General features: G+C 48.3%; 23 protein-coding genes and 1 tRNA gene. 15 read left to right on the top strand and 9 right to left on the bottom strand.

Going from position 1 to position 23,363, the window contains the following annotated elements; translation table 11 throughout:
- Positions 1-275, bottom strand: a 275-nt coding sequence (locus T433_RS0108330) for a helix-turn-helix domain-containing protein (protein ID WP_027454494.1), incomplete at its 3' end; no start/stop codon positions are given.
- A 354-nt stretch (positions 276-629) separates the two neighbouring features.
- On the opposite strand from T433_RS0108330, the gene T433_RS0108335 reads away from it, so the two are divergent.
- Complete coding sequence (locus tag T433_RS0108335; RefSeq protein WP_428837373.1) at positions 630-3,884, top strand: S41 family peptidase; 3,255 nt, start codon at positions 630-632, stop codon at positions 3,882-3,884.
- A gap of 155 nt (positions 3,885-4,039) precedes the next feature.
- On the opposite strand, the gene T433_RS0108340 is transcribed toward T433_RS0108335, so the two are convergent.
- Positions 4,040-4,576, bottom strand: a complete 537-nt coding sequence (locus T433_RS0108340) for a thioredoxin family protein (RefSeq protein WP_044109535.1) — start codon at positions 4,574-4,576, stop codon at positions 4,040-4,042.
- 298 nt (positions 4,577-4,874) lie between these two features.
- Positions 4,875-4,948: transfer RNA gene (locus T433_RS0108345), tRNA-Arg, on the bottom strand.
- A 142-nt stretch (positions 4,949-5,090) separates the two neighbouring features.
- Between T433_RS0108345 and T433_RS0108350 the strand changes: the two genes are divergently transcribed.
- The 4 genes from T433_RS0108350 to T433_RS0108365 are packed head-to-tail and all read left to right on the top strand — an operon-like array spanning position 5,091 to position 8,667.
- Entirely contained in the window at positions 5,091-5,939 is an 849-nt protein-coding gene (locus T433_RS0108350; RefSeq protein WP_162164189.1) for a DUF4348 domain-containing protein, read from the top strand.
- Positions 5,940-5,948: 9 nt separating this feature from the next.
- Positions 5,949-6,965, top strand: coding sequence for a UDP-N-acetylmuramate dehydrogenase (murB, locus tag T433_RS0108355; protein ID WP_027455494.1), 1,017 nt, complete (start codon positions 5,949-5,951; stop codon positions 6,963-6,965).
- Positions 6,966-6,989: 24 nt separating this feature from the next.
- Positions 6,990-7,754, top strand: a complete 765-nt coding sequence (locus tag T433_RS0108360) for an MBL fold metallo-hydrolase (RefSeq protein ID WP_027455495.1) — start codon at positions 6,990-6,992, stop codon at positions 7,752-7,754.
- Between the two features lie 40 nt (positions 7,755-7,794).
- Complete coding sequence (locus T433_RS0108365) at positions 7,795-8,667, top strand: hypothetical protein (RefSeq protein ID WP_155808441.1); 873 nt, start codon at positions 7,795-7,797, stop codon at positions 8,665-8,667.
- A 16-nt stretch (positions 8,668-8,683) separates the two neighbouring features.
- On the opposite strand, the gene T433_RS0108370 is transcribed toward T433_RS0108365, so the two are convergent.
- From T433_RS0108370 to T433_RS0108380, 3 genes are read right to left on the bottom strand one after another with little or no spacing between them, the layout of a single operon-like run.
- On the bottom strand, positions 8,684-8,950 hold the full coding sequence (locus T433_RS0108370) for a hypothetical protein (RefSeq protein ID WP_027455497.1): 267 nt from the start codon (positions 8,948-8,950) through the stop codon (positions 8,684-8,686).
- A gap of 21 nt (positions 8,951-8,971) precedes the next feature.
- The gene (locus tag T433_RS0108375) at positions 8,972-9,325 is read right to left on the bottom strand and encodes a hypothetical protein (RefSeq protein ID WP_027455498.1); all 354 of its coding nucleotides are present in this window, start codon (positions 9,323-9,325) and stop codon (positions 8,972-8,974) included.
- A gap of 23 nt (positions 9,326-9,348) precedes the next feature.
- The gene (locus tag T433_RS0108380; RefSeq protein ID WP_027450095.1) at positions 9,349-9,555 is read right to left on the bottom strand and encodes a YtxH domain-containing protein; all 207 of its coding nucleotides are present in this window, start codon (positions 9,553-9,555) and stop codon (positions 9,349-9,351) included.
- A gap of 212 nt (positions 9,556-9,767) precedes the next feature.
- Between T433_RS0108380 and T433_RS0108385 the strand changes: the two genes are divergently transcribed.
- The 10 genes from T433_RS0108385 to rplT all read left to right on the top strand — a co-directional run bounded on the left by T433_RS0108385 (position 9,768) and on the right by rplT (position 19,290).
- Positions 9,768-10,280 (top strand): SPOR domain-containing protein, encoded by a 513-nt coding sequence (locus T433_RS0108385; RefSeq protein WP_027450094.1) that lies wholly within the window; start codon positions 9,768-9,770, stop codon positions 10,278-10,280.
- 5 nt (positions 10,281-10,285) lie between these two features.
- Complete coding sequence (gene ruvX / locus T433_RS0108390; protein ID WP_027455499.1) at positions 10,286-10,705, top strand: Holliday junction resolvase RuvX; 420 nt, start codon at positions 10,286-10,288, stop codon at positions 10,703-10,705.
- Positions 10,706-10,723: 18 nt separating this feature from the next.
- The gene (def, locus tag T433_RS0108395; protein WP_027455500.1) at positions 10,724-11,284 is read left to right on the top strand and encodes a peptide deformylase; all 561 of its coding nucleotides are present in this window, start codon (positions 10,724-10,726) and stop codon (positions 11,282-11,284) included.
- A gap of 68 nt (positions 11,285-11,352) precedes the next feature.
- Positions 11,353-13,284, top strand: coding sequence for a tetratricopeptide repeat protein (locus T433_RS0108400; protein ID WP_345938762.1), 1,932 nt, complete (start codon positions 11,353-11,355; stop codon positions 13,282-13,284).
- Between the two features lie 10 nt (positions 13,285-13,294).
- Positions 13,295-15,145, top strand: a complete 1,851-nt coding sequence (locus T433_RS0108405) for a CotH kinase family protein (RefSeq protein WP_081778425.1) — start codon at positions 13,295-13,297, stop codon at positions 15,143-15,145.
- Between the two features lie 61 nt (positions 15,146-15,206).
- A complete protein-coding gene (gene thrS, locus T433_RS0108410) occupies positions 15,207-17,150 on the top strand; it encodes a threonine--tRNA ligase (protein ID WP_027450089.1) in 1,944 nt (647 codons plus the stop codon).
- 450 nt (positions 17,151-17,600) lie between these two features.
- Entirely contained in the window at positions 17,601-17,759 is a 159-nt protein-coding gene (gene rd, locus T433_RS16240) for a rubredoxin (RefSeq protein ID WP_081778426.1), read from the top strand.
- Positions 17,760-17,956: 197 nt separating this feature from the next.
- Positions 17,957-18,658, top strand: coding sequence for a translation initiation factor IF-3 (infC, locus tag T433_RS0108420; protein ID WP_027450088.1), 702 nt, complete (start codon positions 17,957-17,959; stop codon positions 18,656-18,658).
- A gap of 54 nt (positions 18,659-18,712) precedes the next feature.
- Complete coding sequence (gene rpmI, locus T433_RS16245) at positions 18,713-18,910, top strand: 50S ribosomal protein L35 (RefSeq protein ID WP_027450087.1); 198 nt, start codon at positions 18,713-18,715, stop codon at positions 18,908-18,910.
- Between the two features lie 35 nt (positions 18,911-18,945).
- A complete protein-coding gene (rplT, locus tag T433_RS0108430) occupies positions 18,946-19,290 on the top strand; it encodes a 50S ribosomal protein L20 (RefSeq protein WP_027450086.1) in 345 nt (114 codons plus the stop codon).
- Between the two features lie 77 nt (positions 19,291-19,367).
- Here rplT and T433_RS0108435 read toward each other — a convergent pair whose 3' ends face one another.
- The 3 genes from T433_RS0108435 to rfbA are packed head-to-tail and all read right to left on the bottom strand — an operon-like array spanning position 19,368 to position 23,262.
- Positions 19,368-19,811 (bottom strand): BT0820 family HAD-type phosphatase, encoded by a 444-nt coding sequence (locus T433_RS0108435; RefSeq protein WP_027450085.1) that lies wholly within the window; start codon positions 19,809-19,811, stop codon positions 19,368-19,370.
- 3 nt (positions 19,812-19,814) lie between these two features.
- Positions 19,815-22,355, bottom strand: coding sequence for an exopolysaccharide transport family protein (locus T433_RS0108440; protein ID WP_027450084.1), 2,541 nt, complete (start codon positions 22,353-22,355; stop codon positions 19,815-19,817).
- A gap of 28 nt (positions 22,356-22,383) precedes the next feature.
- On the bottom strand, positions 22,384-23,262 hold the full coding sequence (rfbA, locus tag T433_RS0108445; protein WP_027455503.1) for a glucose-1-phosphate thymidylyltransferase RfbA: 879 nt from the start codon (positions 23,260-23,262) through the stop codon (positions 22,384-22,386).
- Positions 23,263-23,363 lie beyond the last annotated feature (101 nt).

The following is a 23,363-nucleotide window of genomic DNA, read 5'->3' on the forward strand; positions in this document are numbered from 1 at the left end:
GCACCATACTTTAATGAAGCTACATGCAAAGGTAAGTGATTTTCCTCAATATCAAGGACAATTTGGCTCTTTAATGCAAAATCGGCCTTGATAATCTCGCTTTTTCGCAAGCCTGACACACCATAACGCTGATACTTTGCCCATAGAACACGAAGCTGATTGTTATTAATACCATACTCAGTGCAGATAGAATGGATAGATCTGCCAGACTCCAACAGACGCATATATTTCAAACGGTCTGCATAATCATGTTTCTTTTGTTTCCTTCCAGACATAATAAAACCCCAAAAGTTTTTTGTCTAACTTTCGGGGTTCATATCAATCAAGGCATATCCTTGGTTCGCTCTTCGCGTAACAACATTACGCTTCCTTAGCCTTTTTTGTATAGATTATTAAGATAGTTTATGACGCTTACCAGTCATCATTCGTGATGGTCGGTGTGTTGCCGTGGCGTGTACAACAGTAGAAGTGGCGGCGGGATTGGTGTTAAAAAATGAATAAATATGTAGAAAAGTCGCAGAATATATGTAATTTTGTGCGCTCATTAATTGATGAGCTTGGAAAAATGACTAAACGAAAAATATAGCATAAAGATGAAAAAGACGATGAAAAAATGGATGCGTGCTGCCATGATGATGGCAGCAATGGCAGGCTCGTCGGCTCAAGCCAGTGCGAGTCAGGCGGTTACGCCCCTTTGGTTGAGAGATGTGATGGTGAGCCCCGACGGACAGCAGGTGTTGTTCTGCTACAAAGGCGACATCTACAAAGTTTCTACAAAAGGTGGAACAGCCGTGCAGTTGACCACACAAGACAGCTATGAGTGCTCGCCCGTGTGGAGTGCCGATGGCAAGCAGATAGCTTTTGCCAGCGACAGACATGGTAATCTGGACGTGTTCACCATGGCTGCAGAAGGAGGTTCGGCTACCCGACTGACCTATAACAGCGTGGCAGAGGTGCCACAGGCTTTCTCGCCCGACGGTAAGTGGGTGCTCTTTGGCGCCGCCATTCAGGACCCTGCTGAGAGTGTTTTGTTTCCCGACAACACGCTGCCCGAACTGTATAAAGTGCCCGTAAAGGGTGGTCGTACCCTGCAAGTGCTGGGCACACCGGCCGAGATGCTGAGTTTTGCTGCCGATGGCAAGAGTTTCTTCTATCAGGACCGCAAGGGCTATGAGGACGAGTGGCGCAAGCATCACACTTCATCGATCACGCGCGATGTGTGGTTCTATGATGCCAAGAGCGGACAGCACACCAACGTGACGGCTCATGCTGGCGAAGACCGCAATCCCGTGGTCAGCGCCGATGGCAAGACGCTCTACTTCCTCAGTGAGCGCAATGGTGGCAGCATGAATGTGTATGCCCAGAAGGCTGGGGCTGACAGTGGACTGAAGCCTACGGCTGTGACGAGCTTCAAGACGCACCCGGTGCGCTTCTTGAGTGCTGCACGCAATGGCTTGTTGTGCTATACTTATAATGGCGAGATCTATACGCAGAAGAATGGCGAAAAACCTCAGAAACTGAATATCACGCTGACGCGCGACGACGAGCCCGTGGTCAGGGACTTGGCCTTCACAAGCGGGGCACGCCAGGCGGTGGTCAGTCGCGATGGCAAGCAGGTGGCCTTCGTGGCCCGCGGCGAGGTGTTCGTCACCAGCACGGAGTATGCTACCACGCACCGCATCTCGCAGACGGCTGGTGCCGAGGCCGACGTGGACTTTGCTCCCGACGGACGCACCATCGTCTATGCCTCTGAGCGCAATGGCAACTGGCAACTCTATACGGCCAGCATCGTCAGAGACGAGGACCTGAACTTTGCCAATGCTACGCTGATTAAGGAGGAGAGCGTGTTCCCTGAACTGCCCGCGCTGCAACTGAATGGCAAAATCGACTTCTCGCAGGTGGAGCGCCACAGTCCTAAGTATAGTCCCGACGGCAAGAAGTTGGCCTTTATCGAAGATCGTATCAAACTGAAGGTGGTGGACCTGAAAACCAAAAAGGTGACGCAGGTCACCGATGGCAGCAAGTGGTACGACCAGGACGGCGGGTTCGACTACGAATGGAGTCCCGACGGCAAGTGGTTTGTGCTGAGTTATATTGCCAACAAACGTGACCCCTATGCCGACCAGGGCATCGTGAGTGCCGAGGGGGGCGAGATTCATCCCATCACGCAGAGTGGCTACATGAGTGGTCGCCCGCGTTGGGTGATGGATGGCAAGGCTATCATGTTCGAGAGCGAGCGCTACGGCATGCGCAGTCATGCCTCGTGGGGCAGTCAGGAGGATGTGTTCCTGGCTTTCCTTACACAGGATGCTTACGATCGCTATCGTCTTTCGGCCGAGGACTATGCGCTGCTGAAGGAACTGGAAAAGGCTAAGCCTGAGAAGAAGGATGCAGCCGACAAGAAGAACGATAAGAAGGCTAAGGAGAAAAAGGCTGAGACGGACTCTGTCAAGGTGCTCTCGATTGAGTTTGAGGGCATCGAAGACCGTATTGTGCGACTGACGCCCAACAGTAGTCGTCTGGGCGATGCCATCGTGAGCAAGGATGGCGAGAGCCTGTACTATTTCTCGGCCTTCGAGGGCGCACCCGACCTGTGGAAGATGGACCTGCGCAAACACGAGACTAAGTTGCTGAGCAAGGGCGGCAGCGGGGTGCTGCAGATGGACCAGGATGGTAACCTCTATTCGCTGGGCAGCAGCATGAAGAAGATTGAGAAGGGCGACAAGATTACTCCTATCTCATACGATGCGCAGATGAAGCTGGACCTTGCTGCCGAGCGCGAATATTTGTTGCGCCATGTGGCTAAGCAAATCAATAAGAAGATTTTCCGTACTGACTATAATGGTTGCAACTGGGACTTGATGGTGCAGAACTATGCGCGCTTCTTGCCTCATATTGCCAACAATTACGACTTTGCTGAATTGCTCAGCGAGTTGTTGGGCGAACTGAACGTGAGTCATACGGGCGGACGCTTCCGTCCTGGTGCTAAGGGCGATGCTACGGCACAGCTGGGACTGATCTACGACTTGACCGAGGCTACCGATGGCCTTAAGATTACGGCTGTGCTGGAGGGTGGACCCTTCAGCAAGGCTAACAGCAAGGTGAAGGCGGGCGACGTGCTAACTGCTATCAACGGTCAGGCTGTGACGAAGGATACCGACCTGGCTCAATTGCTGAACCTGTGCCGGGGCAAGAAAACGCTGGTGAGCCTAAAGGGTAGTGCCGGAACTTGGGACGAGGTCGTGCTGCCTATCAGTCTGTCGGAACAGGAGAACTTGCTCTACAAACGCTGGATCAAGAGTCGGGCTGCCGAAGTGGATCGCTTGTCGAACGGACGACTGGGCTATGTGCACATCGAGGGCATGAACGATGCCAGCTTCCGCGATGTCTATTCCGACATTCTGGGTAAGTATAACCTGAAGGAGGGTATCGTCATCGATACACGCTACAATGGTGGCGGACGTCTGCATGAGGATATCGAGATTCTCTTCTCGGGTCATAAATACTTCACGCAGGTCATCAGGGGCAGAGAGGCGTGCGACATGCCAAGTCGACGATACAACCACCCCAGCATCATGTTGCAGGCTGAGGGCAACTACAGCAATGCCCACGGCACGCCCTGGGTGTATAGTCATCAGAAGATTGGTAAGTTGGTTGGTGCTCCCGTGCCTGGCACCATGAGTTCGGTGAACTGGGAGACGCTGCAGGATCCCACACTGATATTCGGTGTTCCCGTTATTGGCTATCAGTTGCCCGACGGTACCTATCTGGAGAATACACAGCTGGAGCCCGACGTGCATGTGCTGAACCGCCCCGAGACCGTTGTTAAGGGTGTTGACCTACAGCTGGAGGCTGCCGTACGTGAGCTGCTGAAGGAGCTGTAAAGTGTCTGTCAATCAATACGCAAACTTTCCTGCTGGTTTACGTGCCATGTATATCGGCAGGTGTTTGGCACTAAGAAATAAAGTAAGAGGCTGTTGGTTTATTGCCAACAGCCTCTCGCTTATATAAGTCTCTCGCTTATATAAGTCTCTCGCTTTTATTTGTTAACGGCTTGGGGCGTCCAAGCCTCAAAGAAACGCAGCACTTTCTTTTGGTCGTAGCCTTGTCCCTCTTCCAGAAAACTTGAGTCCTGGATGTGGATAACCTGACCTTCCTTGTCGAGCACCACGAACACGGGGAAACCAAAACGACCGGCATTGTTCAGGCGCTTCATCAGTGCTTTGTCCTGTTCCACCTTGTCGGCATCCTGCGACTTACGTGGGTTGTAGTTCACGTGGATATACTCGAAGTTCTTGCCGATAACCTCGCTGATAGCCGCATCTTTAGTGATGAAGTCGGCAAACTTCAGGCACCAGGGGCACCAGTTGCCACCCACCTGACAGATCACATACTTCCCCTCGGCTTTGGCCTTGGTCACTGCCTTGTCAATCTGCTCCAGCGGGTTGACAGCCTCGTCATAGACTTTCTTCAATCCATTCTGTGCGTGGATGTTGAGGGTAAAAACGCAAGACAACAGCAGCATCACAATACCTTTGGCAGTGAGCTGGCAGAGATAACTATTAACTGTTTTCATTCTTTCCAATTGTTTTGTTTCACATTCCGCCTGCAAAGATAATGCTTTTCTGTGATTTCTCAAAACAATGTCCCCCTGATTCTCCCGTGTCGTTCTCTTTTGTAATTACAAAAAAATAAAAGGTTCCAAGGAATTACAAGCATGATTTATTCTTTGAAACCTTTTTAATATTTTGTGATCCCGTTGGGATTGATTTCGTCGATCCCCGTAGGCTGGCGCCAGCCATCCTACAAAGTAAAAAAGGAGTCTCGAAAATTTGAAAGCGAGCTTTCATTTTCAATTCTCCTTTTTTCCTTCGTGATCCCGTTGGGATTCAAACCCAAGACCTTCAGAACCGGAATCTGACGCTCTATTCAGCTAAGCTACGGGACCTCTGTGCGTAAAAACAGATGCAAAAGTATAGAAAAAAAGTGAAACGGGCAAATTTTAATCGTAGTTTGTTGGTTTTGAAGAATTAATTAGTAACTTTGCATGCTGAAAATATCGTTGATTGGTTCAGAGTATGCTTGACAGAATGATTTTCTTTTCTCTTGTGATGGCGATGCTGCTGGCAGGCTGCAAGGGAAAACATGGAGCAGAGGACTACAGCCTTGATGACGAGGCTGCCGACTCACTATATAGCGAAAACTATGTGGAGGAGATTGGGGATGCGCCGATGCCTCAGTCGGCCGAAGAACTGTTTGATGACTTTATTTTCAACTATGCATCGAGCAACAAACTGCAAATGGAACGTACAGTGTTTCCTTTACCTGTAAGCTCCGACTCAACAATTGCCAACGTGAAGAGTATTGCTGTGAGAAATGGTGAGATAACCAAACAGCAATGGAAGATGGAGAAATTCTTTATGAAGAAGGATTTCTATACGCTCTTGTTGGATAACAATGATCAGGTGGAACATATCAAGGATACTACAATTAGCGAGGTGACGGTGGAGCATTTCTTTATGAATGCCTCTTACGTGAGTCGCTATAAGTTCCGTAGAAAAGGTGGGAAATGGCGACTGACAGGTCTTCGCAATCAAGCTTTTCAGCATAACCCGAATGCCTCTTTTCTGGCTTTCTATCACAGATTTGTTACCGATTCACTATTTCAGCACGAGAGCCTGAGCGAGGCCATAGACTTTGTTGGTCCAGACCCTGAGGACGACTTCTCGATGATGGAAGGTGTGATAACGCCCGATTTCTGGAATGCTTTTGCCCCCGAACTGCCAAACAATATAGAATATAATATTGTGTATGGACATCAGAATCCCGCCTCGACGGTGAAAGTGCTGGTGTTGCGTGGTATTGCTAACGGTATGGAGATGGAACTGACGTTCAAACTGATAAAGGGACATTGGAAACTGACCAAACTAATCACTTAAGGACAAAGGATGAGAATAGAGGAAAACTATAGTCTGCTTAAACATAACACCTTCGGAATAGAGGCCAAATGTCGTCGCTTCGTGGAGTACGAAACGGTGGAAGAGGCTCAGCAGGTGGCTGAGATGCTGACTGCCGAAGAACCACTGCTGATAGTGGGCGAGGGGAGCAATCTGCTCTTGACGGCTGACTTTCAGGGAACGGTAGTGCATTCTGCCATCAAGGGGATGGAGACTGCAAAAACTGCCGGTGGCGATGTGCTCCTGAAAGCTGGGAGTGGCGAGACGTGGGACGACGTTGTGGCTTGCTGCGTGGAAAACGGATGGCAGGGTGCAGAGAATCTGTCGTTGATACCTGGTGAGGTGGGCGCGTCTGCTGTTCAGAATATTGGCGCCTATGGTGCAGAGGTAAAGGACTTGATTACTGTGGTCGAAGCTGTTGAGATAGCTACAGGTCGAGTTTGTGTGTTTGACAATGAGGCGTGTGCCTATGGCTATCGTGATAGCAAGTTCAAGCACGAATGGAGAAACCGCTATCTGATGACGTATGTGACCTACCGCCTAAAGACAACCAAAGCGCCGCTGAACGTGGCCTATGGGAATATCCGTGCCGAGTTGGATAAGCAGGGGATTGCAGAGCCGACGCTTAAGCAGTTACGCGAGGTGATTATTGCCATCCGTCAGGAAAAATTGCCCGACCCAAAGGTGGAAGGCAATGCTGGCAGCTTCTTTATGAACCCAGTGGTAGGCAGGGACGTTTTTGAGGCCTTGCAGCAGCAATATCCCTCGATGCCTCACTATTATATCGACGAGGCTCATGAGAAGGTGCCCGCAGGGTGGTTGATAGACCAATGTGGATGGAAAGGGCGCACTGTGGGCCGCGCTGGCGTGCATGCTAAGCAGGCGTTGGTGCTGGTGAACCGTGGTGGTGCCACGGGACAGGAGGTGGTGAACCTGTGTGATGCCATTTGTCGCGATGTCATGACAAAGTTTGGTATCTGCATTAAGCCCGAAGTGAATATCATATAGAATAAAAAAACGAGATAGAAGCGCATGAAGATTACATTTCTTGGAACAGGAACATCGTGTGGCGTGCCAGTCATAGGGTGCCAATGTGAGGTCTGCCGGAGTACCGACCCCAAGGACAAACGCATGCGTTGCTCCATACTGGTAGAGACAGAAGCCACACGCCTGTTGGTAGATTGTGGTCCTGATTTCCGTATGCAGATATTACCTCAGTCGTTTCGGAAGATTGATGGTATTCTGATTACTCATTCTCACTATGACCATATAGGAGGTCTGGACGATATACGCCCCTATTGTCAGTTTGGCGAGATGAACGTATATGCCGATGGTATCTCACGTCAAAATATGTTGCAGATGTTGCCATACTGCTTTGCAGAGCATCGTTATCCGGGTGTGCCCGCCATCGGACTACATGAGATAAAAGCAGGCGAAGCCATGAAGATAGGCGACATTGATATACTGCCCATTCAGGTGATGCATGGTAAGTTGCCCATCCTTGGTTACCGTTTTGGTAAGTTTGCCTACATCACCGATATGAAGACCATAGAGCCTGAACAGGCAGACCTGCTCAAGGGCGTAGAGGTGCTGGCAGTCAATGCACTTCGTTTCGACCGGCCTCACCATTCGCATCAGTTGGTAGATGATGCGATAGCTTTTGCCCGCAGCGTGGGTGCCCAGCAAACTTTTTTGATTCATATGTGTCATGATGTGGGACTTCACGAGGAAGTGAACCGGCATCTGCCAGATGATGTCAGATTGGCTTACGACGGTCAGATATTAAATATCGTCTAAGTTTCAAAAATATTGATTATTAACCTAAAATTGAGTGAATATGATTGTGTATGTATTAGTTGTCGCTTTGCTGACCTTGGCAGGCATCGTGGTTTGGATGGAAGTCAGAACATTTCGTCTTCGTTCTAGAGTCGATAAGATGAATACGTTGGTGCAAAACCTGAATAGCTATGCCTTTCTGATAAACGATAAGTTCGAGGTGGAAGAAACCAACTATTATGCCTTGAATCCAGGTGCTAAGAAAGCCCAGCCCAATCTGTTGGGTAATGTGTTGCGCTGCAAGGTCGGTTGCGATCATGGTGCATGCGGTTCGGGCATGTCGTGCAAGAACTGTCCGGTGCGTTTTGTCATTTCAAAAGCGTTTGAGCGTAGAGATAATATTCATGATTTGGAAGTAGGTATGGAGATTTATGATGGCGATGACACAAAGTGCGTTGAAGATTTGGATTTATGTATCGGCGGTCGATACATTAATAAAGACGGCAATCCGAAGATGGTTCTGAATGTGAAGAATGTGTCGGAAAATAAACGCCTGTTGCGTAGATATATAGATCAGAACCTGAAGGCAGAGATGGATCCGTCTGTTCCGAAATTGCTCTTTGCTACACAGAATGTGGCACGTTTTAATGAGTTGCGCGAACTGATGTTAGACCGTTGTCGTGTGGTTTATGCCGAGACGTCAGAGCAGGTGCTGAACAGGGTGGGGAAGGATCGAGACTTCGGATATAGCGTTGTGCTGCTAGATGCTTCGTTTGCTCATTCGCATCAGATTGTGGATGATATCAACCAACATATTGTTGTCATCAAGTTGATGCCGGTGACGGAGATAAAAACAGAGGGCAGGCTAGTTACGCTGCCAGACTCCGTGAAGTTTACAGAGTTGAAAAACAAACTGATGAGCTACTTCGAGTAGCCCATCAGTTTTGTTTTTATATGTTCCTGAAGATGTTGCGCAAACTGCCAAATCTGTTTTTCAGCTTACGAATGGTCATTACTCCATCGTAGGCCATCAAACCATAAGAGATGGCGCTTGAGATGCGGTCGCTGATACTGGCATTCTCTTCTTTGAGGTTGATGTATTGCCAGGTGAGGCTTATTTCTTTCTCGTCGGAATTGATGCTGTCGGCCAGTTGAGCCTTGCGCAATTCAATATCTTCGAGCGAGTTAAACTCTCTAATAGGTCTTTTTCGTGCCATGATGTTCGTTCCTTTCCTAATTTAATTCTTCTCCAAAAGCAGCTTAGTTAGGAATCTAACAATAGGTCGTTCGAAGAATACCTTTCTGCCCAGATAGACAATAATCATCGCTATCAAGTAAATGCCGGCCAGCGTCAGCGAGGCCTGGATGACACCAAATGTGGTAGCAATCCAGTAGGCTGCGCCAACGGATAGGCATAGGATGATGCCTGCAGTCAAGAGCAACATGACTAATGCCAGGACGGCAGCCGAAATCAGCTTGACACTCTTGGCAATAATAGTCAGTTTCGTGTATTCTACACGAAGTCCCAGATAGTGTGCAATGACATCCAGCAGATGGGTCAATGCATCCACATTCTTGTCGCTAGATAACATAAGTTCAGAATAATTGTAAATGACTATTCTGTAGCGTTCTCCAAATCATTGACCAGGTCGCCGACCTCTTTGCGATTCAATTTAATGTTGTGCTTGCTCAGAAACTCGTCGAGTGTCTCAGATATCTTTTCTCGTGTCTCGCTACCTTTTGCAGGGGCTACCAACATACCTATGGCTGCACCGGCAGCTGCTCCACAAAGGAATGCGCCAAAATAACCTAATCCTTTCATAATGTTTGTCGTTTTGTTGTGAATATTAAATTTCTTTGAAAGGCAAAAATATAAATAAATATCAAAAGAACCTAGAAATAGGTGCGATTTTTTGTTAAAAACGCCATATTTGTACCCATTTAACAAAGTTTATGCACAGATTTGTCTTATTTTTCATTGATAATTTGTAATTTCGCACAAAATATTTTAAAAGAACACATTAATTTTAGATTATGAAAAAGTACATCGTATTCTGTGCTGGCCTTTGTGTGGCCATGATGATGACAAGTTGTAAGTCAAGTGAGAGTGCATATAAAAAGGCTTATGAGAAGGCTCAGGCTCAGGCTGCCATGCAGCAGGATCAGCAGGTGACACCTGTACAGCAGGTTACTGAGACTCCTGTTGTTACACCCGTTGTTACTCGTCCTGCTACGCAGACTCAGGTTATTGACAATGTTGATAACGTGGCTGTTCGCCAGGAGAATGTCACACTGGTTAGCGGTGCAGGTCTGAAGAACTTCAGCGTGGTTGTAGGTTCATTCACTGTTGTGGCTAATGCCGAGAGAGAGCAGCAGAACCTGAAGAACAATGGTTATGCAGCACAGATTGTGAAGAACGAGACTCCCAGCCGCGTGATGTATCGTGTCGTAGCATCTACCTTCGATAGCAAGATTGATGCTGTGTCAAGCCGCGATCAGCTGCGTGCTAAATATCCCGATGCTTGGTTGCTGTTCAACGCAAAATAAAAGCATTGGCTCGCATACTTTCAATTGACTACGGTCAAAAGAGAACAGGTCTGGCAGTCACTGATCCTCTGCAGCTGATAGCTGGAGGATTGGCGACTGTCGCTACTTCTGAACTGTTCGATTGGTTGAAAAACTATATCGCGCAAGAGGAGGTCGAGCGTATTGTGATTGGAGAACCCAAGCAGATGAATGGTCAGGCCAGCGAGAATATGGCACGCATCCAGCAATTTGTGAATCGCTGGAAGAAAGCCATGCCGCAGGTGCCCATAGAGTATTTCGACGAACGATTCACGTCGGTGTTGGCACATCAAGCCATGTTGGACGGCGGGTTGAAGAAGAAGGCACGTCAGAACAAAGCATTGGTTGACGAAATATCTGCTACGATTATTCTGGAAGACTACATGCGTTCAAGGAAGAAGTATTAATTATAAAAAGATATCTGAATGATTCTACCTATTTATATATATGGTCAACCTGTACTGCGTAAGGTGACAGAAGACATTACCCCAGACTATCCTGGATTGAAGCAGTTGATTGCAGATATGTGGGAGACGCTGGCAGATTCTGAAGGTATTGGTTTGGCAGCCCCTCAGGTGGGAAAGGATATCCGTTTGGCTGTGATCGACTTGGACCCACTGTCAGAGGATATGCCCGAGTATAAAGACTTTAAGAGAGTGTATATCAATCCGCATATTATCGAATACGATGAGACAAAGATGGAGTCGCTGGAAGAAGGTTGCTTGTCGCTGCCAGCCATCCATGAGAAGGTGACCCGCCCCACACGTATTCGTGTGCAGTGGATGGACGAAGATTTCCAGCCTCACGACGAGTGGGTGGAGGGCTATCTGACACGTGTAATGCAGCACGAATTCGACCATCTGGATGGCAAGATGTTTGTGGACAGAGTATCACCTCTTCGCAAGCAGCTCATCAAGAGCAAGTTGAAGGCGTTGACCCAAGGCCGCTACCGTTGCGGATACAAGACAAAGCCTGTCAGAAGATGAATTTCGCAGAAAATAGAATAACGAGAAATGGGCTGCGTAGTTTTTTTACGTGGCTTTTTCTCGTTATTTTGTTTTCTCTTTTTGGTCATATCAAGAGTTTTGCTCAGTTTAATACAGACCGCCTGATTGCTATTGGAAGATCAGCACTCTACTACGAGGATTATGTGCTTTCAATGCAGTATTTCAATCAGGCTATCATTGCAAAACCCTATCTCTACGAACCATGGTTCTTTCGTGGCGTAGCGAAATACTATCTCGATGATTTTAGTGGAGCCGAGGCCGATTGTTCAGAGGCTATTCAGCGCAACCCCTATGTGGTCAGCATCTATGAGTTGCGCGGACTAACCCGCATACAGCAGAAGAAGTATGCCGCCGCCGCGGCCGACTATACGCAGGCACTCAAGTACAATCCCGAGAATAAAGGCTTGTGGCACAACAGGGTGCTCTGTCACATACAGAACGAGGATTTCAGCGAGGCCCTGCTGGAATTAGACACCATTCAGCGCCGATGGAGCAATTACGCACAGGCCTATTCCATGCGTGCCGACGTCTATATGCAGATGAAAGACACGACGCAGGCTATTACTGCGCTCGAGAAGAGCATGGAGATAGATCCCTACGACGGCCATACGTGGGCCGCCATGAGTATCATTTCGCTGTCGCGTGAGGACTGGAAGAAAGCCGAAGTGCAATTAGATGAGGCCATCCGCCTGATGCCCAAGCATGCCGGATGTCACATCAACCGCGCCTTGGTACGCTTCAACCGCAAGAACCTTCGCGGCGCGATGGCCGATTATGATATGGCGCTCGATCTGGAGCCCAACAACTTTTTGGGTCATTATAACCGAGGGCTGTTGCGCGCACAGGTGGGCGATGACAACAGAGCCATTACCGATTTTGACTTCGTCTTGAAGTTGGAACCCGACAATATGATGGCGCTTTTCAATCGTGCTGTGTTGCTAGACAAGACCGGCGACTTGAGGGCTGCCATACGCGACTATACAAAGGTGATTGAGGAATATCCTAATTTCTGGACAGGACTGGAATTCAGAGCCTCATGCTACAGAAGGCTCGGTATGGTGAAAGAAGCCGAAAAAGATGAGTTTACGGTCTATAAGGCACAGCTATACAAGCACCTTTATGGTAAGCAACCCAGGCTGGATCCGCAGAAGTTGCGCAAGCGCAGCGATGTAGATCCCGAGAAATACAACCAGCTGGTGGTGGAAGATGCCCAAGAGGTGGAGCATGAGTATCAGAACAGCTATCGTGGCAGAGTGCAGAATCACAAGGTGGAGATGGTCTATCAGCCCATGTTTTCTTTATCCTTTGTCGAGCAGCACAACGAGGTGAACACAGCAGCGCATTTCGACAGAATGGTGGAGACCTTCAACCAGCAGAGCACACGTCAACTCTTTGTCAGCAACAGTCAGGAGGTGATGGATGCAGAGTTGTCGTCTTCCTACTTCTCGTATATCGACTCCCTCAGCATCGCCATCGACCAGTCGCACGATACACAATTGGCAGTCAGAAACTTGTTGCTGCGTGCAGTTGCCTATTCCGCTATACAGAACTATGAAGGGGCTATCGAAGACCTTTCTACCTATTTGCACATCGATTCCACTTCGGTTCTGGCGCTATGGCAGCGTGCTGTCTGTCAGTCGCGCATCAACCAGTTCCAGGCTTCCGAAGGCACAAACATAGAGTTGAAGAATGCCAATGTGCTGGCCGACTTCAACCATGCCTTGGCACTCTGTCCGCAGAATGCCTACTTGTTGTATAATCGTGGCAACCTGCATGCGCAAAGAAAAGCCTATGAATCGGCTATTGCAGACTATAGCGCCGCGATAGCTATCGAAAACAATCTGGCCGAGGCCTATTTCAATCGCGGACTCTGTCTTATCTACAGCCAACACGTGGAGGAGGGAATACGCGATTTGAGCAAAGCCGGTGAGCTCGGCTTATATACTGCATATAGTATCATTAAAAAATATAGTAAGTAGTAAAGTAATTATGAGAAAACTCTTTTTGGCTTCATTATGCCTGATGCACTTCACGCTGATGAAAGCCGATGGGAAACTGACAGGCCATCTTATAGGTACGCCTTATTCAGTGGATTATTCTAATGGACAGAGGTCGACGACGGTCAACACCTATGCGATGGCGTTCGATGGGAAGCTTGACACCTATTTCGCATCGTATGACCGAAGTTACACATGGGCCGGACTCGACTTGGGAGAGCCCTATGTGATTACCCGCGTGGGATGGTCGCCTCGCAACGATAGTCATGGTGAGGCGCGTGTGGTGCTGGGCGTTTTCGAAGGTGCCAATAGTGCCGACTTTATGGATGCCCTACCTATATATATTATATCGGAACGTGGAACCATCGGACTTTTTTCCTATGCCGATGTGAATTGTAGTCGCGGTTTCCGCTATGTGCGCTATGTGGGCCCGTCGGATGCCAGATGTAATATTGCAGAACTGGAGTTCTACGGACATAAGGGTGTAGGAGACGACAGCCATCTCTATCAGCTGACCAACCTGCCAACAGTCAGTATTCATACGCAGAACAATGAGATTCCTTATGATAAGGAACACCAGATTGTGTCGCAGCTGACCATCATCTCTGACGATGGCACCACACTTCTCTCTGAACCTGGCACCACGCGTGAACGCGGAAATGCGTCAAGAAGTTTTCCCAAGAAACCCTATCGCATCAAGTTCGATAAAAAGCAGCGCGTGCTTGACGCACCTGCCAAGGCTAAGAAGTGGACGTTGATCAATAACTACGGCGACAAGTCGCTGATGCGAAACCTGCTGGCCTTCGAGCTGAGCAAGCGACTCGGCATGAGCTATACCCCCTTTGGTACACCAGTTGATGTGCTGCTGAACGGTGAGTACAAGGGCTGTTACCATCTGTGTGACCAGATTGAAATCAACAAGAATCGAGTGAACATCACCGAGATGACTCCACAGGATAATAGTGGAACAGAACTGACCGGTGGCTATCTGGTGGAGATCGATGCCTATGCTGGCGACGAAGACTCGTGGTTTTACTCCCAGAAAGGCCTTCCCGTCACCATCAAATCGCCCGATTCCGACAGTATCACGGCAGAGCAGAGAGACTATATCGAAGAGCGTTTCAATATGATGGAGTCTAACACGTCGCGCTATCTTGACAAAGAGTCTTTCCTGCGCCATTTCCTGGTTGGCGAACTCTCGGGAAACACCGACACTTATTGGAGTGTCTATATGTATAAAAACCGCGGTGAGAGTCTGTTCTATACAGGACCCGTGTGGGATTTCGATTTGGCTTTCGACAACGATAACCGTACTTATCCTGTCAACTCATTGTCTGACTACGTGTATCGCACCAAGGGCAGTTGTGCAGGCACGATGAGGTCTTTTGTCGATAAAATAGTCATCAACGATGCCTCTTCTGTCATGAGGATGGTAGATATATGGGACGATGCCCGCCAGAAAGGACTCAACGAGGAGAACCTGGTAGCTTTTGTCGACTCCATGGAAGAGGTACTCCAGGCATCCCAAAGGCTGAACTTTCTGCGCTGGCCTATACTCGATCAGTATGTTCACCAGAACCCCATGGCGTGGGGAAACTACCGATTGGAGGTCGACGTGGTGCGACAGTACCTGATGAAACGTGTTGAATGGATGGACAAGCGCTTGAACTATGTGTTTGTGCCCAAACCAAACGGTATCGAAGACGCAGGCGCGGTGAGCGAGCAGCCCTGGCGTATTTACAATGTGTCGGGTCAGTATTGTGGTCAAATCATGGAAAGCCTCTCACCAGGTATCTATGTCGTGAAACAAGGACAGACGGTGAAAAAGGTACGCAAGAATTAGGCTGTTTCAAAATATTGTGCTATCTTTGCAGGCGATTTAAACTTAAACATATATTGTAAATATGATCAACATTACTTTTCCGGACGGATCTGTTCGCTCGTATGAGCAGGGCGTAACCGGACTACAGATTGCCGAGAGTATCTCACCGGCTCTGGCACGCAGCGTTCTGGCTTGCGGCGTAAACGGTGAAACGGTAGAGTTGAACCGTCCTATCAACGAGGATGCACAGATTGAACTCTATAAGTGGGACGACGAGCAGGGTAAGCACACTTTCTGGCACACCTCTGCCCACCTGCTGGCTGAAGCACTCCAGGAATTGTATCCTGGCATTCAGTTCGGCTTTGGTCCTGCTGTAGAGAGTGGCTTCTTCTATGATGTACTGCTGCCCAATGGCGAGAGCATCAAGGAGAGCGATTTCGCTACCATCGAGAATAAGATGCGTGAACTGGCCTCTAAGAAGGAGCCTGTGGTTCGCAAAGAGGTGGCTAAGGCCGACGCTCTGAAAGAGTTTGCTGCCAATGGTCAGACCTACAAGTGTGAGCACATTGAGCAGGACCTCGAAGATGGCACCATCACCACCTATACACAGGGCAACTTCACCGACCTTTGTCGTGGTCCTCACTTGATGGACACCGGCGAGATCAAGGCCATCAAGCTGACCTCTGTTGCTGGCGCTTTCTGGCGTGGCGATGCTACTCGTGAGCAGATGCAGCGCCTCTATGGTATCTCATTCCCCAAGAAGAAGATGCTCGACGAGTATCTCGTGATGCTGGAAGAGGCCAAGAAGCGCGACCACCGCAAGATTGGTAAAGAGATGGAACTCTTTATGTTCTCTGACAAAGTAGGTAAGGGCCTTCCCATTTGGTTGCCAAAGGGCACCGACCTCCGTCTCCGTCTGCAGGAGCACCTGCGCAAGGTGCAGAAGCGCTACGGCTATCAGGAAGTCATCACCCCACATATCGGTTCTAAGAACCTCTATGTCACCTCAGGTCACTGGGATCACTATGGTAAGGACTCGTTCCAGCCCATCAATACTCCCGAGGAGGGTGAAGAGTATCTGTTGAAGCCCATGAACTGTCCTCACCACTGCGAGATCTTCGCTTGGAAGCCCCGTTCATACAAGGATCTGCCTCTGCGCATTGCCGAGTTCGGTACTGTATATCGCTATGAGCAGAGCGGTGAGCTGCACGGTTTGACACGTGTACGTTCGTTCACTCAGGACGATGCCCACCTGTTCTGTCGTCCTGACCAGGTTAAGCAGGAGTTCCTCAACGTAATGGACATCATCAACGTAGTGCTCTCTGCCTTCGGTTTCAATTTCGAGGCACAGATCTCTCTGCGCGATCCCAACAACCACGAGAAGTACGTTGGTAGCGACGAAGACTGGGCACTGGCCGAGAAGGCTATCCAGGAAGCATGCGAGGAAAAAGGACTTCCCGCTAAGGTAGAATATGGTGAGGCCGCTTTCTATGGTCCTAAGCTCGACTTCATGATCAAAGATGCCATCGGACGTCGTTGGCAGCTGGGCACCATTCAGGTGGACTACAACTTGCCTAAGCGCTTCCAGCTAGAGTATACCGACGAGGACAACCAGAAGAAGACACCTGTGATGATTCACCGCGCACCATTCGGTTCGCTGGAGCGCTTCACAGCTGTGCTCATCGAGCACACCAGCGGTCACTTCCCCTTGTGGTTGACTCCTGATCAGGTGGTTGTTCTTCCTCTCTCTGAGAAGTACAACGATTACGCCAAGAAAGTACTTGAGCAGTTCAACCAGCAGGGCGTTCGTGGCAGCATCGACCTGCGCAACGAGAAGCTGGGTCGCAAAATTCGCGACAATGAGCTGAAGCGTATCCCATACATGGTCATCGTTGGCGAGAAAGAAGCAGCCGAAGGTCTCGTTTCTATGCGTCAGCAGGGTGGTGGCGAGCAGGCTACCATGACCATCCAGCAGTTCATCGATAAGATCAATGCTGAGGTGGCTGAGCAGACCAAGAACTTCTAAAGTATTTTACTTTCATATCATAAAAGTGGCACTTTCCCCATGGAATAGTGCCACTTTTCTTGTCTTATAGTGCTACTTTTGTCTCGCAATAGTTGCTGTTTTATTCTCGTTCTAGGGGCTAGACGAGTCATTTCCAGGGGCTAGATAGGTTGTTTCTAGGGGTTAGACGAGTCATTTCTAGGGGCTAGAATGAGGCTTTCTAGGGGCTAGATTCTATGCCGTAGTTTTACTGTTACTCCATAAACATGCCACTTTCGTTGCTGTAAACCTCCACTTTCGTTGGTGTAAACCACCACTTTCGTTACGGCAAAGTCGTATTTGTTCATACTGAATAATAAATATTGTGGCTGCCCATTGTACTTTTCCCTCAGAAAGTTTGCACATTCCATAATTATATGCTATCTTTGCCCACAGACATTACCTTTTTATTAACTTAAACTGAACAATTTTATGGAAAAGTATGTATGCAACGTGTGCGGTTATGAATATGACCCCGCAGTAGGTGATCCCGACAATGGCATCGAGCCAGGTACAGCCTTCGAAGACCTTCCCGATGATTGGGTATGCCCTGTCTGCGGTGTGGGAAAAAGCGATTTTAGTAAGGCTTAACTCCTTGTAAGATAAGTAAAACCATAATCTGCTGAGTTTCGAAAAAAGACAACTTGGCAGATTTTTTTTGCTGCATTTAATAAACAGTTAGTTATTTTCTTACTTTTTCGGTGGATTCTTAAGAAAAAATACCCTAAAAAGTTTTGCTAATTCGCTGAAATATTGTAACTTTGCAGCCGATTTGCAAAAATAGTTTGATGAAAATAGACAAAAAACAGAATCAGTACCGCATCAACGAACAGATTCGTGTACGTGAGGTCCGCATCGTAGGTGACAGCGGATCTATGGTTGTGCCAACAAGGCAGGCTTTGGATATGGCACGTGATGAGGGCGTCGACCTCGTCGAGATTTCACCCAATGCCAATCCACCTGTTTGTCGACTCATCGACTATTCAAAATTCCTCTACCAGCAGAAGAAACGTGCTAAGGAGATGAAAGCCAAGCAGGTGAAGGTGGAGGTTAAGGAAATCCGTTTCGGACCTCAGACCGACGAGCACGACTATCAGTTCAAGCTGAAGCACGCTAAGGAATTCCTGGAAGAGGGAAACAAAGTACGTGCATACGTGTTCTTCCGCGGTCGAAGCATCCTTTTCAAGGAGCAGGGTGAAGTTCTGCTGTTGCGTTTCGCCAACGACCTTGAGGAGTTTGGTAAGGTAGAGTCAATGCCTTCGCTCGAAGGAAAGAAGATGTTTATCTATCTGGCACCAAAGAAGGCAGGCGTAGCCAAGAAGAGCCAGCAGGCTCGCGACCGTGAGGCAGAAGCTCTTGAGTCGAAGAATGCAGCTAAGAAGGCTGAGACGGTAGCAGACGATCAGACACCCGCAAATGGCGGTCTGCTTGCAAATGCCAAGATTAGTGCTGATGCGCTGAAGAAACTGACAGAAGAAACAGATGCGTAACGCCCGGTATATGCGTTGCCATCAATTATTAATAACAATTTAAACAATAAAAAAATGCCAAAAGTAAAGACAAATTCCGGCGCCAAGAAGAGATTCTCATTCACCGGTACAGGTAAGGTTAAGAGACATCACGCTTACCACAGTCACATTCTGACTAAGAAGACTAAGAAGCAAAAGCGTAATCTGGTTGGTACAACTCTCGTTGACAACAGTAACATGAAGCAGGTTCGTGACCTGTTGTGTCTCCGTTAATTAACCTATTGTCTAACATTTAAAGAAAGAAAATTATGCCAAGATCAGTAAATCACGTTGCATCAAGAGCAAAACGTAAGAGCATTCTTAAGCTCACTCGCGGTTACTTCGGAGCCCGCAAGAATGTGTGGACAGTAGCTAAGAACACCTGGGAGAAGGGTCTGACCTACGCTTACCGTGACCGCCGCAATAAGAAGCGCAACTTCCGTGCATTGTGGATTCAGCGTATCAACGCTGCCGCTCGCCTGGAGGGTATGAGCTATTCACAGCTGATGGGTGCCCTGCACAAGGCTGGCATCGAGATCAACCGTAAGGTTCTCGCTGACCTCGCCCTGAACAACCCCGAAGCTTTCAAGGCTATCGTAGCTAAGGTGAAGTAAGAAGAACTTGCTGAAAAAAATGAGAAGGAATCCAAATGGGTTCCTTCTCTTTTTTTTATTGTCTTTACCTTGGTGGTTTAAAACTTCCACCAAGGTTTCTTTTTAGAGGCGTTCTGATCCTTGCAGGTGTCCAGATGATGACTTGAGAGCTCCTCGTTGATGATGTCGTCCCACGTCTTGCGCTGACTGATCATGCGATAGATGGTGCCCCAGTCTGGCAAACCGCCAAGGTTACGATCGTCTATCCACACATCGACCTTTAGCTTACGGCTGAAGTGCTGATTGTTTTCGATGGTCTCTTCGGGGTAGTCCCTGTTCACGGCATAGAACTCTACACCGCGCTCGCGACACCAACTGATAGCATCTTCCAGGAGTTTGCCTTCACGAACCGACCACAGAATTAATCTGTGGTGGTCGTTGATCAGCATTTTAAGTGTGTCTATAGCAAACGGAATCTCTTCGCCTATCGCAGGATAGCGATGCTTCACGATGGTTCCGTCGAAGTCAACTGCAATTGTCATAGTCTATCGTTTAATTGAGTTGTCGTCTGCTTTGCCATAGTGGCTCTCTGAATAGTTGCCGTAGGCACCATAGCCACCATAGTTGCTATAACGGCCATAGCGTGCGTAGCGGCCGTACTTGCCGTAGCCGTAATAGTAGCCATACTTCTTCTTAGACATGTCCACACCGTTGATAACCAAGCACATGTTAGGCAGCTTGCCATCGCGGTTCAGGGCATTGATATTCTCGAATGCGGATTTCGGCGTGTAGTCGGCACGACAGATGTAAACGGTAACGTCTGCGTATTTACCGATCTGCAAGGTGTCTGTTACCAAGCCTACAGGTGCGGTATCGAGGATGATGTAGTCGTATTCCTGCTTCAGCATATCCATAATAATGCCCAGGTTCTCGCGGGCCAACAATTCAGTGGGGTTGGGAGGTGTAGGACCTGCCAACAGAACGTCGAGGTTGGTGTTAATACGCGAAGACATAATCTGCTCTTTAAGATCACTGTCGCTGATGTTCTGTTTGCTCAGCAACGTTGTGATACCTCTCTCTCGGTCTCTGATGTCGAAGAGACGGCCCAAGGCAGGCTTTCGGATGTCGAGACCTAGGAGGATTACCTTCTTGCCCAACAAAGCGAAGCTGACTGCAAGGTTGGCAGCATTAAAGGTCTTACCCTCACCAGAGGTAGATGATGTGAACATGATGACCTTTTGGTCTTCCTTCATCATGAAGTTGATATTGGTACGCATTGAGCGGAATATCTCGTCTGTCTGATTGTTCGTGTTTTCGTGAACCACAATACCAGCAGCGGTCTTAACAGATTCCGTGGCCACAGCTACGTCGGCAATGATAGGTATGTTGGTGAGTTTAGCTACATCCTCATGACCTTCAATCTTGTAGCGCAGCAGCTGCAGTACATATACAATGAGCAGGGGGAGGGCAAAGCCCAGCAGCAAGGCACCTAAGAGGATGATAGAACTCTTGGGACTAACCTTTCCACCAAAGGCGGGGTCGTCGATGAGGCGTCCCTTGTCTGCAGTGGCGGCCAGTGAGATAGAGTTCTCCTCGCGCTTTTGCAGCAACAGCAGGTAGAGCCCAGACATCACCTCTTGCTGGCGTCCTATTTGTGTGAGCACGCGCTCCTGTTCGGGGGTGTTCTCAACCTTGGTCTGGAAGGTGTCGTAGCGTTTCTGAATGCCCATACGCTCAATGTCGGCCGTGCGGCGTGCCTGAATCAAAGCATCGTCGATACTCTTCTGAAGTTGATCCAAGGTGTTGGTGAGCGTAATGACGTTGGGCGCGTTTTCGTTGGCAGCAGCTAACAGGCGGTTGCGGTCCAGCACTACCTTATTATATTGGTCGATAAGTGACGATGATACCCTGTCTGTTAGACCAACGTTAGAAGGTATGATCTGATATCTGTTGGACTTGTCATCCATATACTCGCGAAGATAGTCGAGCAGCTGGATCTGCGTGTTGGCTTCAGACAGCTGACCATAGTAGAGGTTAGACTGCGTCATGATCTGCGTGGCGTCCAATCTCAGTTGCACCAGGTTGTTGCTACGTTTATAGTGTTCCAGTTCGCTTTCGGTGGTGCCTAGCTCAGCATTGATTTTCTCCAGTCGCTTGTTGATGAATGTCTCCGTCTTGTAGGCAATCTCGTTTTTGTCGGCATTAGCCTGTCTGTTATAGCAAACGGCCAAGTGCTTCAGGTAGTCAATACCACGTTCGGGAATCAGGTCGTTGATTGAAAGTTCGGCGATTGAAGTGACCTTCGATGTGGGAGCAACGTTCAGTGCACCGGCATATTTCGTGGCCACTCTTACTGGCGAGGTGATGGTGACATACATTGTGTATTCTTCATCCTTCTTTGCACTTGTATCTATCTTGCCGCCTCTGCGCAGAATCAGCAGTCTAGCTTCCTTTTCATTCTCCTCGACGATAGGGTTCTTGGTGAAGGTCAGTGTGCCGTAAGGCGTGTTGATAGATGCTGGCAGCGACTTGAAAGAACCGGCAAATTCGCCATTCACGTCTTCCACACGATAGGTGTTGCCCTCCTTTTCTAACTTCAAATTGATGCTGCCGCGAGTTTTGTCAAGTCTCTCCAGGCTTTCAGGGTCGAGGTCCACGTTGATAGGCTGATTCTTGTAAATCAGTGTTCTCTTGATGCGACCTTCGCTCTCATATTCCGTATAGAGTTTCAAGTCCTTTACCACCTCACGGGCCAGGATGCTGGAACGCAGAATTTCAATCTCGTTCTCGAAACCTGCAGAGTTCGAGATGATTCCGAAATCTTGCATGTTGGCCAGCAGCTGACCGTTAGAACGACGATTGTTGTTTTCGTCCTTAATCAGCATTTTGACCGATGTCTGAAAGACGGGGGCCGTATAGCGCAGATAGAATAATGCGCCACAGATAAATACGAACAATGATAGCAAGAACCATTGCCAGTTGAGTATCACCAGAGTGAAAATGGTTCTAAAATCGAAAGAGGATTCCTCTTCTTGTGGCTGGTTAAGGATGCCGTCAACAAGATCCTTTCTTTTGGTATCTTCCATATACTATTATAATTGGTATTAGTTGTTCTTATTTAGATTTAGCTAGGTTGATCAGATATTGACCGTATTCGTTCTTCTTCATGGGGCGAGCAACTTCAAGGAGCTGTTCTTTAGAGATCCAGCCTTTCTTGTAAGCAATCTCTTCAAGGCATGCCACTTTCAGGCCTTGGCGCTTCTCGATGACCTCAATGAAGGTACTAGCTTCCGACAATGAGTCGTGGGTGCCTGTGTCAAGCCAGGCAAAACCGCGCTGCAGTGTCAGCACCTTTAAGGCGTTTCGTTTCAGGTATTCCTGGTTCACTGTTGTGATTTCAAGTTCGCCGCGTGCGCTGGGCTTGATGTTCTTAGCTATCTCAACGACGCTGTTGGGGTAGAAATAAAGACCTACGACAGCATAGTTAGACTTTGGATGTTCGGGCTTTTCCTCAATGCTCAGGCAGTTGCCCTCTTCGTCAAACTCTGCGACGCCATAGCGCTCGGGGTCGTTGACATTATAGCCAAAGATGGTGGCCAGATTATGTTTCTCGGCATTAATAACGCTCTGTTTCAATAGTGCTGTGAATCCGGAACCGTAGAAGATGTTGTCGCCAAGAACCAGGCAGACACTGTCGTCTCCAATGAAGTCTTCACCAATGATGAAGGCCTGTGCAAGTCCGTCTGGCGAAGGCTGTTCTGCATATTCTAAGTGGATGCCAAAGTCCTTGCCATCACCAAATAAGCGTTTGAAACCAGGTAAATCATGAGGCGTAGATATAATCAGAATGTCTCGGATGCCAGCCAACATCAATACTGAAATTGGATAGTAGATCATTGGCTTATCGAAGATAGGTATCAGCTGCTTACTAATACCTTTCGTGATCGGGTAGAGGCGTGTGCCACTGCCACCAGCAAGTACGATTCCTTTCATAAATAGATTTATTTGTCACTAAATTAGAGTTGCAAAGATACATTTTTTTTTTATATTAAGACATCTTTTTACTTTAAAATTGCAAAAATTAGAGAAAAAAG

The organism is Xylanibacter brevis ATCC 19188, assembly GCF_000621725.1.
Lineage (GTDB): Bacteria > Bacteroidota > Bacteroidia > Bacteroidales > Bacteroidaceae > Prevotella > Prevotella brevis.